Origin of the sequence: Prochlorococcus marinus str. MIT 1013, from assembly GCF_027359395.1 — a bacterium.
GTDB classification, from domain to species: Bacteria; Cyanobacteriota; Cyanobacteriia; order PCC-6307; family Cyanobiaceae; genus Prochlorococcus_B; species Prochlorococcus_B marinus_E.
Genome location: NZ_CP114778.1, coordinates 1,594,761 through 1,610,391, shown reverse-complemented (window position 1 = coordinate 1,610,391; position 15,631 = coordinate 1,594,761). Strand labels below are relative to the sequence as shown.

Sequence of the window (15,631 nt, the reverse complement as noted above, 5' to 3'; positions counted from 1 at the left end):
TTCCTTTCAAAAGATCATGCATGGATTTGATACTAAGAGACTTTTACTAGTATCCCTGAAATTAAACCAACAAAAATATTTCAAGATTTTTGCTTTAGTTGTTCTAATTGTATGTAATTTCCGATTTAATCCTCCGATGCATTCCGGTGACGCTTTACTAGCAGCACCTCAAAATCTAAATCAACAATCTTTCGTATCAAAAGCGTTAAATATTAGTGGAGATGCAGTTGTCACAATTGAAACAGAGAGAAAAGTTTTATCTTCAAGTCAAGGAATATTTCCTCCAGGGATCTTGAATGATCCTTATTTTGAACGTTTCTTTGGTATGGGAGGCCTCCAAGTTCCACGATCTCGAATTGAAAAAGGTCAAGGGAGTGGAGTGATTTTTTCTAAAGATGGCCTTGTCTTAACCAATGCTCACGTAATAGAAAAAACCGATCAGCTCATAGTGGGTTTATCAGATGGACGAAGAGTGCTTGGAAATGTTGTTGGACAAGATTCTTTAACAGATCTTGCAGTTATTAAACTTAAAGCAAATGGTCCTTGGCCCACTGCTCCATTGGGTAATTCCGATAATCTAAAAGTTGGTGATTGGGCCATTGCAGTTGGAAATCCTTTTGGACTTGAAAATACCGTTACCCTTGGAATAATTAGCAACCTCAATAGAGACGTTGCCCAGTTAGGCATCTCCGACAAAAGAATAGATTTAATTCAAACTGATGCAGCAATTAATCCAGGTAATTCTGGAGGTCCATTATTAAATTCTTATGGGGAGGTGATTGGTATAAATACTCTTGTTCGTTCAGGGCCAGGAGCAGGGTTAGGTTTTGCAATACCGATAAATAGAGCTAGAAAAATTGCCAAAGATTTGATTACTACTGGCAGAGCTAAACACCCGATGATAGGAGTCACACTTTCAAGGAATATCAAACAAAAAAGTAATTTTCTTTCCCAAAAAGAAAGCGGAGCGATTATTAAATATTTGATGGCAAATGGTCCTGCCGAAAAAGGGGGATTAAAAGTTAATGATTTAATAGTTGCCATCAATAATGAAAAAATTTCAACTCCTGCAGATGTGGTACAAAAAATCAATCAGAATAATTTAAAATCGACTTTGAAAATTAAAATACTAAGAAATAATAAAGAGTTAATAAAAAATATCTTACCCATTGATATTTATGATCTTTGATCATCAGTTAAAATGACTTCCTATAAAAATTATTTTTTATTAGGTTTTTTCTTCTTTCGAGATTTTTCACGGTTAGATAACCTTTTTCTTTCTCGCTCCGCCAATTTTAATTCTTTTTGATTTTCTTGTTCTTCTTCTATTTTTTTCTCTTTATAATATTTGTAATCCCCTTGATATTTAATTAATTGACCATCTCTTATTTCAACAATTTTATTTGCAACTTTTGAAATAAAGTATCGATCATGAGAAACTATTAGTGCAGTGCCATTGTAATTAGATAATGCCTGCTCAAGCATTTGTTTCGAAGGTATATCTAAATGGTTAGTAGGTTCATCAAGTATAAGCAAATTTGACGGCTGAATAATCATTAAAGCCAAAGCCAGTCTTGCTTTTTCTCCTCCACTTATTTGACTGACCTCCTTAAAGACTGAATCATTAGTTAAGCCAAAGCTACCTAGCAAGGACCTTAACTGTGTTTGAGTCCAATCTGGTGCTGCTTGAGACATTGTCTCAATTACTGTCTTTTCTAATTCCAATGCTTCTGCCTGATTTTGTTCAAAATAACTAGGGATAATATTATATTTACCTATTGCAATAGATCCTTCTTCAAGTTCTTCTAAACCCATAATTAGTCTCAACAAAGTAGATTTTCCAGAACCATTTGCTCCTAGGAAAGCTATTCTTTCACCTGGCTCAACTTCTAAGTATGCTCCTAAAAATAAAATATTATCTTCATAACTATGTGTTAAATCCTTTATACTTAATATATCCCTACCAGTGCGAGGTGCATCCATAAATTTAAAGATAGGTCCTTTTAATTTGTTCTCAGGTGTTTCTATTTTTTCAATTTTATTTAATAACTTTTCTCTACTTTTTGCTTGTGTGCTTCTGGTGGCACTAGCACGAAATCTTTCTATATATGTCTTTTGAACTTGCATGTCTTTTTGCTGTTTTTCGTAAGCAATCTTTTTTGATTCCAATTCAAAATCTCTCTGATGTAGATACGATGTATAATTGCCAAGATAACTTTTTGACTGTCCTCGCTCTGTATTAACAATTCTGGTACAAATTTTATCTAAAAAAGATCTATCATGACTAACAATTACCATTGCAATTTTCTGATTAAGTAAATAATTCTCTAGCCATTCAATAGTTTCTAAATCTAAATGATTAGTTGGTTCATCTAATAACAATAAATCAGGACTTTGCAAGAGAATCTTTCCTAAAGCTATTCTCATCTGCCAGCCACCTGAAAAGTCTCCAACTAACCTATCTGCGTCATCTTGATTGAAACCAATAGTCGGTAAAAGCTTTTCGACCTTAGACTCCAAATCATAGCCATTTATTGATTCGAATTTGCTTTGAATAATGCTTAATTCTTTGATTAATGAATCCAGATAATCTAAATCTTTAGAAGCTAAATCAGATTCCATATTTTCTTGAATTCGTTTTTGACTTTGAAGTAAGTCAGATGCTTCGTGAAAAGCCTCAAATAACTCTTCTCTAACAGTTCTTGCAAAATCAACATCAAATTCCTGTTTTAAATATGCAATCGAAGGATCCCCTTCAGTAATCAAAGATCCATCTGTTGCTTCTTCTAACCCAGCAATAATTTTTAATTGTGTCGATTTACCTGCTCCATTGACTCCAACCAAACCAATTCTCTCTCCATTTTTTATTTCCCAACTAACATCTTTCAAGACTTCACCAGTGGGATAAATCTTACTAATCTTCTCAAGTCGCAACACTACAACAAAACCTCGAGTGAATTACCTTTAAACATTTAGGTTTAAAAGATGCCAACTAATGTAAATTACATTGAGCTAGTAAAGCCATGTTAAGACTCGAACAAATTACAGCTTTAGTGCTCGCCGCAGCTCTCGCAATTCCCAGTTATTGGTTTTTTTGGACGATGGCAGGCGGAGGTGGCTATGACAAAAGAGGAATCAGAGAAAATGGTCAAAATGGATTAGAAATTCCTTCTTCATTCATTCAATAACTAATCACAAACCACCTCTGGCCTTTATTAACCATTGTTTGGTATCTAAATCATCAATAGTAGTCAAATATTCTTTTACCTCTTCTGAAGTTACTGGTAAATTATTTTCAATCCCAAATGCACATATTGATTGCATTGCACCTTTGGGGTTTTGAAGAGCTTGACGAAAAAGATCTTGTTTTTTCTTAGGATCTGCATTTATAAGCTTATAAAGCTCAGCAGCATTGCCGCTCATGAGAAAAACATTGACTAATTAAACAATATTCAATTATGCAGCTTTTGTCTCGAAACCGGTAGATTCATTGCACATAATATCTAAATCACTTTCCTTTAAACCTAAAGCAGACGCATCCTTCATGCTTCTAGCATCCATGCAAAGGACTTTACGAAGTTGAGCGAAGTTAGCAGCATGAGAAGATCTGCCTTCTTTACTAGCCCCATATTCTGCTCTTTGCAAAACATGGTGCAGATGAGTCAATAAATAAGAACTCACAACAGCAGAAATTAAAACATCTCCATTCTTACCATTATTAAGACTCTTTCTTCTTTGTCGTTTTACAGTTCCTTTATCAGCAACAACATTTGTAGAAAGAGGTTGAGATGTTTGCGGAAGAGTTGGCTTAGACATGAAATACTCCTTTAAAATCAAAAAACTTAAGTAAAGGTTGACAAGGCAAAACTAGCCAGATGTGCAAGTATCATACACAAGGATACTACCCTTACGTATAAGTGTACACTATTTACTACTTGGTAGTTCTTTGTCCACATGGCTACTCGTCAAAACTCATCGAACGGGAAGCAAAAATCGCCTCGCATACAAGTTGTTCTACCAGAAGATTTATGTGAAAAATTGTCAGCATTAGCCGAAACAGAATCTAGAACTGTGAGCAATATGGCCAAAGTTTTAATTCAAGAAGGAGTTAAAAATCACGAGTTAAAAGAAGGTTCAGCATCTAATGAATTAGAAACAAAAAAAACAAAAACACAAAATTTTATAAAATCATTAGAAAAACAAAAAACACAAAGACTAAAAGGTATTCCAAAAAGATTAAGATTTAAAAGAAATTAACTATTAAATCAATTAACATCAAGGATCGACTCGTACTCCATATAAAATAGATTTATTTGCTCCTGTTACGTACTTAGGATTAACCTTTTTCCCTAAAAAATTCCACCAAGATAAAGTTGCAAAGACAAGTGCCTCCCTATACTGTGATGGCATACCAATTTCATTTATTTGACGGACAGTTACACCACAACATTGTTGCTCTAGTTGCCTCATTAAAAATAAATTTTTAGTTCCGCCTCCAGCAACCAAAAGGTCAATCAGACGTATATTTTTAAGCCTAAAAAGATTATCTAAATCTTGAGAGATTATTGATGCAGTAAATGTAGTTAATGTGGACAGTAAATCTTCTGTTGATATATTACCCAATTCCTTTTTCCTCCTTTGTAAATCTTGAGAACCAAATTGCTCTCTGCCTGTAGATCGGGGAGGTTCTAAATGAAAAAAAGGATCCCGCAACCACTTTTCTATGATTGCTAGTTTAGGTATCCCTAGAGATGCTAATAATCCTTCCTGGTCAAACTTTAAAGATGAATTAGTACTTTCGTTAATAGCTAAATCAATCAAAGAATTAGCTGGTCCGCAATCCCAGCCTAAGCATTCAGCAGTTTTATCAATTCCAGTTATAGGTGGAATAATTGTAAGATTAGCAATGCCACCAAGGTTTAGAACTCCTCTCCATCCGTATAGTCTTCCAACTAAGGCTTCATCGACTAACGCTACCAAAGGAGCACCATGACCACCTGAAGCAATATCCTTTGATCTGAAATCATAAATAACAATTTGATCTAAAAGATTTGCAAGTAAAGGTCCTAAAAGAATTTGCAGACTTCCTCCTCTTTGAGATTTTTTTACACCTCTATGAAATAAAGTTTGTCCGTGACATCCAACAACCTGTGCGGTTGAATCAGGATCACAAACCCTTGCTGCAAAAGCATTTAATTCAGTTATTTCCTCGGCCAACTCAAGCCAATCTTTGCTACTAATTTTTAATCCTTGACCAACTTGTATTATTTTTTCTCTGGTTGAGGAAGGATATTCATAAGAAGCTGTATTTAAAATTTTCCATTTTGGCTTTGAAGGGTCACCTTTAAATTCAACTAAAACTGCATCTATTCCATCAGCACTAGTACCACTCATCAACCCCAATACACGCATAAATTAAGTTTGAGGTAGCTTTTGAAGATCTTCCATTGAACCCATAACTACAAGAACATGGTCTTTTTCTAAAATATATTTCGCTGGAGGGTTGACCGTTAGTAATTGAGCTGGACCAGCTGCTAAAACGTTGACAAAATAATTTTTTCTAAGGTTCAAGTCTCTTAAAGAACGGCCTACAAATACCTCAGGCACTTTAATCTCATCAATACCAGTTTTATCATCGAGTTCTAGTCTTTCAATTAAATTAGGTCTGACCAATTCCAAACCCAATCTTTCTCCTTGCATTCTTGAAGGGAAAACAACCCGATCAGCACCAACCCTTTTTAGCATTTTTTCATGCAGATCACTTGTTGCTCTAGCAATAACCTGCTTCACTAAACTTCCCTCTGTATCTTTAGCAATCAGAGTTGTCGTAATACTTGCCTCAATTGGCTCACTAATACCTACTACAACAGTCCCCATCTCAAGAACACCTGCCTCTTTCATAGACTCTTCATCAGTTGAATCAACCACCCTTGCTTCAATTGTTGGCTCGAGTTGACGTAATTCCTCTATGGCCTTTTCTGATGAATCAACAGCTAAAACATCAGCTCCATTTCTCAATAGTTCTCTACAGACCGCGCTTCCAAAACGACCAATTCCTACCACAGCAAAACCTAGTTTCTGATTTGCTTTTATGGGAGACCATTGCCACCAATCACTCATGATTTGTCCTCCTTAAACATAGAGATCCTCCCTCGGGTACCCAATTCGATTACGATGTTGAAGCTTGCTCTTATAAAGAGCTTGCCATATAGCGCTCAAGAATAAAAGGATACCTAGCCTGCCAACAAACATCCCTATAATAAGTATTAATTGACCTAGATGTCCTAGCTCAGATGTAACACCAAGATCGAAACCTACGGTCGCAAAGGCAGAAATACATGTAAAAAGCATTTCTAAAAATGAAAAATTGTCTCCAACATTGAATCCATTACTTAAGCTTAATAACAGGGCCATAATTAATACAAATAAAAATGAACCAACTGTTATTCCAACAGCTTTGAGAACTACCTTGTCAGATATTTGACGATTACGAATAATAATTTCATTTTGACCTCGCAAAGTTGCTCTTGTAGTCGCCATTAATGCAGCAATAGTTGTGGTCTTAATCCCTCCTCCAGTACCACCAGGACTTGCCCCAATAAACATTAGAAACATGATCAATAGAAGACCTGAATCAGAGACACTTTCGACTGATATCGGCAAATTCGTAAAGCCTGCAGTTCGAGCACTAACAGAGGTAAATAAAGCAGTTAACATACGATCGTCAAAATCAATTAATGAAAAGAAACTACCCCTAGCTAATGATTCAGTAAAAATTAAACCCAAAAAACCCAGGCAAATTAATATGAAAGAGGATCTAATTACTAAGCGTGTATGAAGACTTAAGTTTCTTAATTTTAATGATCTACGATTTATCCAAATATCATTTGTCACTCTCCATCCAAAACCACCTAATACAATTAAGACAATTAAAACAAAGTTCACGACCCAGTTGTTTCTATAATCTTGTAAACTGTTAGTCCACAAACTGAAGCCTGCATTGTTATAGGCAGAGATACTATGAAAAACTGATGCCCAAATCCTATCGCTTGAGTTAGTTATATTATTAAAGCCAAAAAAATATAAAGTAACAGCGCCTAAACAAATAAGTATAGCTGCTGTTATAGCTATTCCTTTAAAAGTTGTTCCAACACCACCTACTCCAAATTCATCCAAGGTTTTTCCTCTATCAAGTCGTGTTTTCAATTCTGTTCCACTAACAATAAAGCCCTGTAAAAATGTAGTAATTGCCATCAAGCCTAGGCCACCAATTAGTAACATAATTGCCAAAATTAGTTGTCCAAAAAATGTCAAATCTAGCCCTACATCAATAATTGACAATCCCGTAACTGTGACAGCAGAAGTTGCAGTAAATAATGCCTCCCATAGGCCTACACTTGAATTAGAACAAATAGGAGTCGCTAATAATAACGTTCCACAAGTAATCACAATTAATCCTGTTACCACAGTGAACTGTGGAACAGTAAGCCTTCTATAAGTTTCTTGCCTAATACTCACTTTCTTTGACAATAGATAGAGACTAATTCTGAAAAGGTTAAATAATCAAAATCAAATGCAAGCTCCAAAATCTCAACTAGGTTAATAGTCATATTCCAGATATTTAATAAATACTATACTTTAATAAAATCAACCAAGGGACAAGAAACGTCATCAAAATTGTCAAACCAGCTCCGTATCTAGTTACATCTAAAAACTGATAACGCCCAGGTCCAAATACCATCAGATTTGTCTGATACCCCATAGGAGTAAGAAAAGATTGACTCGCACCAAAAAGAACTGTTATCAATAAAGCCAAAGGAGGTAGGCCCATGCTTGGCGCCAATTGAACAGCTATTGGTGCTAAAAGAGCTACCGATGCAGCGTTACTAACAAATTGAGTAAAAATAGTAGTCGAAAGAAAAATAACTAGTAAAGCAGTGTAATTAGGTAAATCTTGCAATATAAAAATTAAAATATTTGCAAAAGCATCAGCAAGGCCAGTGGTCTGCATGGCAACACTAAAACTAGAAAGAGATCCAAGCAAAAGGATTACATCAAGTCGAATTGATCTTTGGACCTCTGCGGGCCTTAAACATCCACCCCACACCATCCCAATTACTGCCATTAAAACAGAAGCTACTAAAGGCAAATCAGTAATTGAGGGAATGATCAACATAGCGATAGCGATGCCAATTGCTATCGGTTTTCTTGTAACAGTAGGTATATCATTGTCAAATTGATCTAAAACCAGAAGGTCATTACTATCTTGTAACCCTCGAATTGAATCTCTAGGAGCTTGTAGGAGTAATACGTCTCCTTCTCTTAAAATTGCTTGACCCAATCGTTCTTGAACAGTTTGCTGACCTCGTCTTAAAGCTAAAACAGTGGCATTGTGTCTTTGTCTAAATCGCAATTCACGCAAACTTGCACCAGCCAAGGTTGAACCAGCTGGCAGAAGAACCTCTACAGTTTGTTGGCTTTCATCAACATTGGACAGAAAAAAATTTTTTTCAATATTTAAGTTTTTATTTAACTGAACAGTATGCTCTTGTTTTAAACGCAAAAGATCGGAGCGAGTAATTCTTATCAACAAGCGATCGCCAGAATGAATTATACGATCAGCTAAGGGTGGTAAAAGTATTTCATTTTCTCGCTGTATTTCCAAAACATCAACATCAAATCTTCTTTGTAAACGGCTATTTCTCAATGAATGTCCAACAAGTTCAGAATCAGACGGAATTGTAACTTCCGTAAAATAACCTGTCTGATCCGAACTGCCTCCATACTCAGAACTAATCTTCCCTCTATCAGGTAGTAGAGATTGTGGAGCTAACAACATATATGCTGTCCCAAATAGCCATATAGGCACTCCTATTGCCGTAAACGTAAATAGATCAAAAGAACCGTAGCCAAGTTGATCACTAATATCGCTGACCAACAAATTCACTGAACTACCTAAAAGAGTTAAAGTTCCACCCAAAACCGTCGCGAAAGATAATGGTAGCAATACACGAGATGGAGATAGTTTTCGCTTAATGCACCACGCTTCGATTACTGGCAAAAGTGAAGCAACTACAGGCGTATTGGGGACTACACCTGAAACAGGAGCAACAACTAATCCAAGCAAAGCTATTAATCTGCGAGGAGTTCGAATACTTTCAGAAGCAATTAACTCTCTTAAACGATCAAGGGCACCACTTTTAAAAAGTGCAGCAGAGACTGCAAATAACCCCATCAATGTAATCAAAGCAGGGCTTCCAAAACCAGCCAATGCTTTTTGAGGAGAAAGAACTCCTGTAGCCATCAATAATGCAACGCTCAAAAGCCCAGTAAGTTCAGGAGCCAAAGCACTACTTACGAACAAAAAAACTGCAATAATCAATACTGCCAAAGTTATGACAGCTTTAGGATTCTCTAAAACAGTTAATATCTCATTCATATTCTTTAATTAATAACCTGTTCAACTGACTATGTCCAAGTATTAATTTTAAGAATACTGTGAAAAGGATCTAAGGATATTCAGAAAATAAACGATTCATTATTTTTTACTAAATAACCATGATCCTGCGGATTTTAAAGATAAAGAAAAACCCGGCATTCGCACTAAATATGCTAAACGCCTTATTTCAAAAGCAAGAGGTCCTGCCAAAGTGATTCCATATCCAGTGATAGATGCATTACTGATACCCAGACTCAACATTTCCCCAAGATCTTCATATTGAAATGATTTAAGTTTATTTCCCTTTCTAAGAGAAATAATATTCTGAGCTGTTAAATAACCCTGCTGCATAGCCACTTGAGCCGAGGAAGGAAAAGGATAGTTTTCACAAAATGCGATATCACCAACAAAAAAAATATTGTGATATTCGTTTATTTGCAAAAATTCGTTTACTTTAATCTTCTTATTTTCATCTAAAAGATTATCTATTAGGTTTAATCTAGAAGGTCTTAATCCAGCAGTCCATATTAAGCCTGAATAATTAATTTTTAAGGAATTATTTCTTTCGGCATGAACAGTAGAACATTCTATAATATTCTCATTTATTGCTTCAATATAATGTTCCAAGTAAATCTTGATATTTCTCTCAGCAATTGCATTTATTGCTTTTTCCCTATTAAAAGATTTAGATTTAGATAAAATTTTATTACCTTTATCAACTAAATATATTTCTACTCTATTTTTAACTAAATCAGATAATTTACATGCAAGTTCAACACCAGTTGGTCCTGCTCCAGCGATCACCAATGGATTTGTGAAATTAGAGGAATTATTGATTGAAGTTATTAACTCTTTGATTTTTTGGAGGTCATTTAAATTAGAAAAACCATACGCATGTTCATTCAAACCTTCGACAAGAGAATAATCAGTTGTTACACCTGTACTTATTACAAGTTGAGAGTATTTCACTTCAGTCTCAGATGAAGTAATTAACTTTCTTTCGAATTCATCAACCTCAATAACATTCTCCTGTAAAAAAACAAATCCTAATTCTGAAGCTAAAGCAGAATATTTAGGTGCAACCTCCCATAATTCAAGCTCACCACTTAATAATTCATAAAGCAATGGCTTAAATAGAAATCTTGGGCTGTGATCAATCAAAATGATTGGTGTTTCATCTGATCGAGCTAATAATGCATGGACAGTAGAGAGGCCTCCAAAGCCGCCACCAACAACAACAATTGGATCAGATTTCAAATTGTTCAAGTCCATAGGGACTAGATCTAAGATGATTTCAAAGACCCTAAACAAACTTTGACTAATTCGGCATTCAAAGCTCAAACATGAAGAAAAAATCTAAAGACAAATACACCAATGATTTGAGAAACGCCGCTCAATTTCCTCAACCTTATCTGATGAAATCAATTCATGAGACGAGCAAAGATCTAGAGAAACTCTCCTCTCAAGCTCAACTGAAATGGGGCTTTGAGCAATTTAATGAAAGATTTGTCTTAACAACCAGTTTTGGTATCCAATCTGCTGTCTTACTTCATATGACGGTGGGATTAAAATCTAATCAAAAGCCAAAAGTTATTTGGATTGATACCGGCTACCTCCCAAAAGAAACTTATAATTACGCAGAAGAATTAACAAACCTATTTGAATTAAATTTAGTCGTTGTCCAAAGTCCCATATCCCCAGCAAGAATGGAGGCCTCATATGGTCGTCTTTGGGAAACAGGTTTACAAAGAGATCTTGAAAAATATCATCAGATTAGGAAGGTTGAACCTCTTGAAAAAGCTTTCTCAGAGCTAAATGTTCACTGCTGGGCAAGCGGAGTAAGAAAAGGACAAACTACTAATAGAAAATCCATGTCTCATGTTGATTACATTAGAGAACGTTTAACTCTCCGACCACTTTTAAACTGGACTAAAAAAGATATTTTCTATTACATGGAGGAAAATAAACTACCTCAACATCCATTATTTGAAAAGGGTTATTCCACTGTAGGGGATTGGCATTCTAGCAACGCAGAAAATACTAGTACAAAAGGAAGGTCAACGAGATTTGGAGGACTCAGTGAAGAGTGTGGGATCCATTTAAATACGCAATAACAAGGAATAAACTCGTGTACTCAGAAGAAAATTACTTAATGATTGGTAATACAAGATGGCATTGGGCAAGCAAGATAAAAAAAGATTGGAAATTTTTTCATACTTCACCAAATCCAATCGAATTTAAAGATAAAGATTATTCTAAATTAACTTGGGCCTCAGTAGGGCCAATCCCTGAGGATATTAAATTATGCCCTTCAAAAAAAATAATTTTAGATGATATTCCCTTAAACAATCTTCCAGCTAGTTTAGGAATTGATAGAGCTCTTGCTTCATGGAGTGCTTTTAAAAAGTACTCATCTTTAAAAAGCAAAGAACAAGATTTTCTTGTCATAGATGCAGGTACAATCTTAAGCGTCACAAAGATAACAAACAAAGGAGATTTTGCTGGTGGTCAACTAATTTCTGGTTTCAGACTTCAATTATCTTCAATGGGAAAAGGTGCATTAAATTTAGAAACTCCCATTGATAAAAATATCCCAACTGAAATATTTCAATACGAGACTCATAATGCAATGATAAGAGGCTCAATAAATGGGTTAATAGGATTTATCATGAAAATTTTTGAAGAGACAAAGTTACCAATATGGATGTGCGGAGGTGATGCACCGATCATATTAAATGAACTTAAAAATACAAATATTGATATAAATCACTGTCCAAATCTAGTTCTAGAAGGAATGATTGATATAAACGAAAAAATCAACTCAATTTAAGATCATTGAGAATCTGATTAGCCATATTTTCTGATTTTACTTTTAAGTATATTAATTCAACTTTGCCTTCTTCATCTATAACGAAAGTATGTCTCATCATTCCATAATATTCTCTACCCATGAATTTCTTCAAGCCATAACTTTGATATAAGGTTGCGACAGGACAAGGCACACTATCAGTTAAAAGTGTAAAAGGTAATTTATGTTTATCAATAAATTTTATATGCGATTTCGAAGCATCCTTACTAATACCTAAAACCTGAATATTGTTTGATTTGAAAAACTCCCAATTATCTCTAAAGCTGCAAGCTTCCTTAGTGCAGCCAGGGGTATCGTCTTTTGGATAAAAATAAATTACAACTCTCGATCCTTTGAATGATGAGAGACTGATATCAACACCATCTTGATTAGGGAGAGTGAAATCTGGTGCATAATGGCCTATACAAAGAGTCATGATTACAACTCAAATAAACAATAAAAGCGTACTAGGTCTTTGGCTTTTTTTGATGCCATCAAAACTTTTCCCAATAACCAGCGAAGAAAAAAAATGGGTTAAAATGTTAACACCAAAGAGAGGGTTGCTTTACCACTTTTCCAGAGGCTGCCTCAGACATGCTATGTCCAGCATGACAGGCTTAGGTCCTCTTGATATACCTCTTAAAGCCTATCCAGGTAAACCGCCTTTATTGGCTGAAGGATGGGGGCATATCAGTATGAGTCATTGTTCTGATGCTTTATTAATAGGATGGTCCTCAGCAAAAATTGGGGTAGATATAGAAAGAATGGATAGAAAGTTCCAAGCTCACAAATTGTCAAAACGTTTTTTCACTCAAAACGAGAATTACGAAATAGAAAATTTAACTCCAAGCAAAGCTCAAGAGCTAGTACTAAAAAGATGGGTAGTAAAAGAAGCCGCAATCAAATGGCAGAGTGGAAAGATAGCAAATAATATTAACCAATGGATTTGGCAAAATAAATCATCCTTTGCATATCATAAAAAACTTGGTCACAAAGTAAAAGTTTACGAACAAAATCATGATCGATGGATTTATGCAATCGCATTAGATGGAAACTCCATAACACGTAAACCAATAATTTGCCTTAATTAATTATTATTTTTGGCAAGCAACTTAGTATGTATAAGCTTCTGTTTTATAGTACATCCATCCAAACTTTTAAATAATTCTTTCAATCGCATTAATGTTTCTTCTTCACAATTTTCTAGAATAATTTCTCTATACTCACTTCCTTTACTGAGCCACCTTTTAATTATAGTGCTATCAACCTTTTGATAAACAAACTCAGTCCACTCCGCAGAAGAAATATTCCAGCCTAATTTTTCTAATTGTAGAATAAATTTCTTTGTATTATCTTGATTATTTAACCACTTCTCTTCTTTACAAATTAAATCATTCAATAATGAAAAATCAGTATTTTTATTATTGCTATAAATTTCTAAGCTTTCCTTTAAAGAGAGTGCAGGGCCAGAGCATGGGTTACTTATAATCAAACTTAATTCTGTATTTGCTGTAGATTTTTCCGTAAGAATCGGCCACAACTCGGAAAAATTTGTTTCATTCAAAACTTTCCAAGGGATCCTTCCTCCAATTACCTCAAATTTGAGATTGTCTTCTAACTTTTTAATTGATTCAACTTTTGAATCAATTAAAACAGGTCGCTCCATCGGAGCCAAAACTTCTAATTCAGCTAATAGTCTTGGATGATTATCTTCAGATACAGCACAAATAACCCCACCTTCAGAGGCTTCTCTTAAAGGAGTTAGAGACCAAAGCAAAGAACTAGGTGTTAGGACTAAAACTCTATGATTATTTTTCCAAGTAATACCCGACCATAATTTAACCATCAAATTTTTTAATCGTTCCCCCTCTTTCGAAAGTTGGCAAGAAAACAATTTCTCCAAAGCATTATCAACTTTTCTAGATGTAATAGTTAAAGGATTTTGTTGCTCAACTTCAACTAATGAAGCTAACTGTTCAGATCTCCTCTCATTCAAAAGAGATCGTCTTTGTCCTTCCCATCCATTTTCAGTTGGCTCCCAAAAAATCTCTTTTAGCAGACTATCTGGCAAATATTGCTGTGGAACCCAATTTTTTGAAAATGAATGGGGATACCTATAACCCATGCCATCTCCAAAAGCTTCTTGATCTCGATTTGCATCTTTAAGATGAGATGGAACATTTTGATTGTGGGAATCTTTAACTTTCTGAACTGCCTTAAAAATAGCCTTCACACTATTACTTTTCTCAGTTGAAGCCAAGTACAAGGTTGCCTGAGCCAGGGGGTAAATCCCCTCTGGCAAACCTATTCGATCGAAAGCCGCGGCGCATGACTCAACTATGACAATTGCATTGGGATCAGCTAGACCAATATCTTCTCCTGCAGCGATAAGCATACGTCTAAAAATGAACCGTGGATTTTCTCCAGCCTCCAACATTCGAGCCAGCCAAAACAATGCCGCATCAGGATCCGAACCTCGTAATGACTTAATAAAGGCACTGATCGTATCAAAATGAGCATCACCTTTTTTATCGTATAAAACTGCTCGTTCTTGAATTGAATCCTCAGCAATCTTGAGATCAATACTGATTGAACTATCTTGATTTGCAATAGTACTCTCTACAGCTAGTTCAAGCGCATTCAGCAAAATGCGTGCATCGCCATTGCAAACATCAACCAAATGATCCTCAGCTTCACTAGCTAAATTGATTAATTTCAACCCATAACCCCTTTCCTTATCGCTCAAAGCTCGTTGCAGTAATTGATGTAATGCTTTTGAATTCAAGCTATTTAAACGAAATAATCTAGATCTGCTTACCAACGCTTTATTCACTTCAAAATATGGATTTTCCGTAGTTGCCCCAATAAGGGTCAACGTTCCATTTTCAACCCAAGGTAATAAGGCATCTTGTTGAGCAGTATTAAATCTATGAACCTCATCAATAAACAAAATCGTGCGTTTACCATATTTATTTAATCTATCGATTGCAGACTCAATCTCAGATCTCAAATCCTTGATGCCTGCTAAGGCAGCATTTATGACACTAAAGTGAGATAGGGTATTTGAGGCGATAATCCTAGCTAAAGTAGTCTTACCAACTCCAGGAGGTCCATATAGTAATAAATTGCCTACTTTATCAGCAACAATTGAACGTCTCAATAAACGTCCTTGAGCAAGAATATGATCTTGACCAACAAATTCATCAAGTGTTTGAGGCCGTAAGCGATCAGCTAAAGGAGCATTATTCTGTATTAGCTGTTCACCATTAAAAGCAAACAGATCTTTTGCCAAAGCTAATAAACAAATATTTTTATTACTCTAAAAGCAAAAAAAAACTTATAAA

At 35.2% G+C, this 15,631-nt stretch carries 16 protein-coding genes; 6 read left to right on the top strand and 10 right to left on the bottom strand.

What is annotated here, in order from left to right; translation table 11 throughout:
* The first annotated feature begins 16 nt into the window (after positions 1 to 16).
* Positions 17 to 1,189: a trypsin-like peptidase domain-containing protein gene (locus O5633_RS09150; protein WP_269609369.1), complete on the top strand. Its 1,173-nt coding sequence runs from the start codon at positions 17 to 19 to the stop codon at positions 1,187 to 1,189.
* A 29-nt stretch (positions 1,190 to 1,218) separates the two neighbouring features.
* On the opposite strand, the gene O5633_RS09145 is transcribed toward O5633_RS09150, so the two are convergent.
* Positions 1,219 to 2,937: an ABC-F family ATP-binding cassette domain-containing protein gene (locus tag O5633_RS09145; RefSeq protein ID WP_269609368.1), complete on the bottom strand. Its 1,719-nt coding sequence runs from the start codon at positions 2,935 to 2,937 to the stop codon at positions 1,219 to 1,221.
* 86 nt (positions 2,938 to 3,023) lie between these two features.
* Here O5633_RS09145 and O5633_RS09140 point away from each other — a divergent pair, with 86 nt between their 5' ends.
* Positions 3,024 to 3,188: a hypothetical protein gene (locus O5633_RS09140; RefSeq protein ID WP_269609367.1), complete on the top strand. Its 165-nt coding sequence runs from the start codon at positions 3,024 to 3,026 to the stop codon at positions 3,186 to 3,188.
* Positions 3,189 to 3,192: 4 nt separating this feature from the next.
* Here the strand turns inward: O5633_RS09140 and O5633_RS09135 are convergent, their stop codons facing one another.
* A complete protein-coding gene (locus O5633_RS09135) occupies positions 3,193 to 3,423 on the bottom strand; it encodes a hypothetical protein (RefSeq protein WP_269609365.1) in 231 nt (76 codons plus the stop codon).
* A gap of 33 nt (positions 3,424 to 3,456) precedes the next feature.
* Positions 3,457 to 3,816: a hypothetical protein gene (locus tag O5633_RS09130; protein ID WP_269609363.1), complete on the bottom strand. Its 360-nt coding sequence runs from the start codon at positions 3,814 to 3,816 to the stop codon at positions 3,457 to 3,459.
* A gap of 138 nt (positions 3,817 to 3,954) precedes the next feature.
* Between O5633_RS09130 and O5633_RS09125 the strand changes: the two genes are divergently transcribed.
* Positions 3,955 to 4,257, top strand: coding sequence for a ribbon-helix-helix domain-containing protein (locus O5633_RS09125; RefSeq protein ID WP_269609361.1), 303 nt, complete (start codon positions 3,955 to 3,957; stop codon positions 4,255 to 4,257).
* An 18-nt stretch (positions 4,258 to 4,275) separates the two neighbouring features.
* Here the strand turns inward: O5633_RS09125 and O5633_RS09120 are convergent, their stop codons facing one another.
* From O5633_RS09120 to O5633_RS09100, 5 genes are all read right to left on the bottom strand, one after another.
* Positions 4,276 to 5,412 carry an anhydro-N-acetylmuramic acid kinase gene (locus O5633_RS09120; RefSeq protein ID WP_269609360.1) on the bottom strand — a complete coding sequence of 379 codons (1,137 nt, stop codon included), beginning with the start codon at positions 5,410 to 5,412 and terminating at the stop codon, positions 4,276 to 4,278.
* A 3-nt stretch (positions 5,413 to 5,415) separates the two neighbouring features.
* The gene (locus tag O5633_RS09115) at positions 5,416 to 6,120 is read right to left on the bottom strand and encodes a potassium channel family protein (RefSeq protein WP_269609359.1); all 705 of its coding nucleotides are present in this window, start codon (positions 6,118 to 6,120) and stop codon (positions 5,416 to 5,418) included.
* A gap of 12 nt (positions 6,121 to 6,132) precedes the next feature.
* The gene (locus tag O5633_RS09110; protein ID WP_269609358.1) at positions 6,133 to 7,518 is read right to left on the bottom strand and encodes a TrkH family potassium uptake protein; all 1,386 of its coding nucleotides are present in this window, start codon (positions 7,516 to 7,518) and stop codon (positions 6,133 to 6,135) included.
* Positions 7,519 to 7,621: 103 nt separating this feature from the next.
* Positions 7,622 to 9,439, bottom strand: a complete 1,818-nt coding sequence (locus O5633_RS09105; RefSeq protein ID WP_269609357.1) for an SLC13 family permease — start codon at positions 9,437 to 9,439, stop codon at positions 7,622 to 7,624.
* 99 nt (positions 9,440 to 9,538) lie between these two features.
* Positions 9,539 to 10,711 carry an NAD(P)/FAD-dependent oxidoreductase gene (locus O5633_RS09100; protein WP_269609356.1) on the bottom strand — a complete coding sequence of 391 codons (1,173 nt, stop codon included), beginning with the start codon at positions 10,709 to 10,711 and terminating at the stop codon, positions 9,539 to 9,541.
* Positions 10,712 to 10,782: 71 nt separating this feature from the next.
* Between O5633_RS09100 and O5633_RS09095 the strand changes: the two genes are divergently transcribed.
* Both O5633_RS09095 and O5633_RS09090 read left to right on the top strand, forming a co-directional pair.
* Positions 10,783 to 11,553 (top strand): phosphoadenylyl-sulfate reductase, encoded by a 771-nt coding sequence (locus O5633_RS09095; protein ID WP_269609354.1) that lies wholly within the window; start codon positions 10,783 to 10,785, stop codon positions 11,551 to 11,553.
* A gap of 14 nt (positions 11,554 to 11,567) precedes the next feature.
* Positions 11,568 to 12,269: a type III pantothenate kinase gene (locus O5633_RS09090; RefSeq protein ID WP_269609353.1), complete on the top strand. Its 702-nt coding sequence runs from the start codon at positions 11,568 to 11,570 to the stop codon at positions 12,267 to 12,269.
* Here the strand turns inward: O5633_RS09090 and bcp are convergent.
* Positions 12,256 to 12,723 (bottom strand): thioredoxin-dependent thiol peroxidase, encoded by a 468-nt coding sequence (gene bcp / locus O5633_RS09085; RefSeq protein WP_269609352.1) that lies wholly within the window; start codon positions 12,721 to 12,723, stop codon positions 12,256 to 12,258. The genes O5633_RS09090 and bcp overlap by 14 nt on opposite strands.
* On the opposite strand from bcp, the gene O5633_RS09080 reads away from it, so the two are divergent.
* On the top strand, positions 12,722 to 13,378 hold the full coding sequence (locus O5633_RS09080; protein WP_269609351.1) for a 4'-phosphopantetheinyl transferase family protein: 657 nt from the start codon (positions 12,722 to 12,724) through the stop codon (positions 13,376 to 13,378). The two genes, bcp and O5633_RS09080, sit on opposite strands and share 2 nt — an antisense overlap.
* Here the strand turns inward: O5633_RS09080 and O5633_RS09075 are convergent.
* Positions 13,375 to 15,579 carry an AAA family ATPase gene (locus O5633_RS09075; protein ID WP_269609350.1) on the bottom strand — a complete coding sequence of 735 codons (2,205 nt, stop codon included), beginning with the start codon at positions 15,577 to 15,579 and terminating at the stop codon, positions 13,375 to 13,377. The two genes, O5633_RS09080 and O5633_RS09075, sit on opposite strands and share 4 nt — an antisense overlap.
* Between the last annotated feature and the right edge of the window lie 52 nt (positions 15,580 to 15,631).

Coding starts and splice junctions, on each gene's coding strand:
- O5633_RS09150 (WP_269609369.1), top strand. CDS start 17: ATGCATGGATTTGATACTAAGAGACTTTTACTAGTATCCCTGAAATTA.
- O5633_RS09140 (WP_269609367.1), top strand. CDS start 3,024: ATGTTAAGACTCGAACAAATTACAGCTTTAGTGCTCGCCGCAGCTCTC.
- O5633_RS09135 (WP_269609365.1), bottom strand. CDS start 3,423: ATGAGCGGCAATGCTGCTGAGCTTTATAAGCTTATAAATGCAGATCCT.
- O5633_RS09130 (WP_269609363.1), bottom strand. CDS start 3,816: ATGTCTAAGCCAACTCTTCCGCAAACATCTCAACCTCTTTCTACAAAT.
- O5633_RS09125 (WP_269609361.1), top strand. CDS start 3,955: ATGGCTACTCGTCAAAACTCATCGAACGGGAAGCAAAAATCGCCTCGC.
- O5633_RS09120 (WP_269609360.1), bottom strand. CDS start 5,412: ATGCGTGTATTGGGGTTGATGAGTGGTACTAGTGCTGATGGAATAGAT.
- O5633_RS09115 (WP_269609359.1), bottom strand. CDS start 6,120: ATGAGTGATTGGTGGCAATGGTCTCCCATAAAAGCAAATCAGAAACTA.
- O5633_RS09105 (WP_269609357.1), bottom strand. CDS start 9,439: ATGAATGAGATATTAACTGTTTTAGAGAATCCTAAAGCTGTCATAACT.
- O5633_RS09100 (WP_269609356.1), bottom strand. CDS start 10,711: ATGGACTTGAACAATTTGAAATCTGATCCAATTGTTGTTGTTGGTGGC.
- O5633_RS09095 (WP_269609354.1), top strand. CDS start 10,783: ATGAAGAAAAAATCTAAAGACAAATACACCAATGATTTGAGAAACGCC.
- O5633_RS09080 (WP_269609351.1), top strand. CDS start 12,722: ATGATTACAACTCAAATAAACAATAAAAGCGTACTAGGTCTTTGGCTT.
- bcp (WP_269609352.1), bottom strand. CDS start 12,723: ATGACTCTTTGTATAGGCCATTATGCACCAGATTTCACTCTCCCTAAT.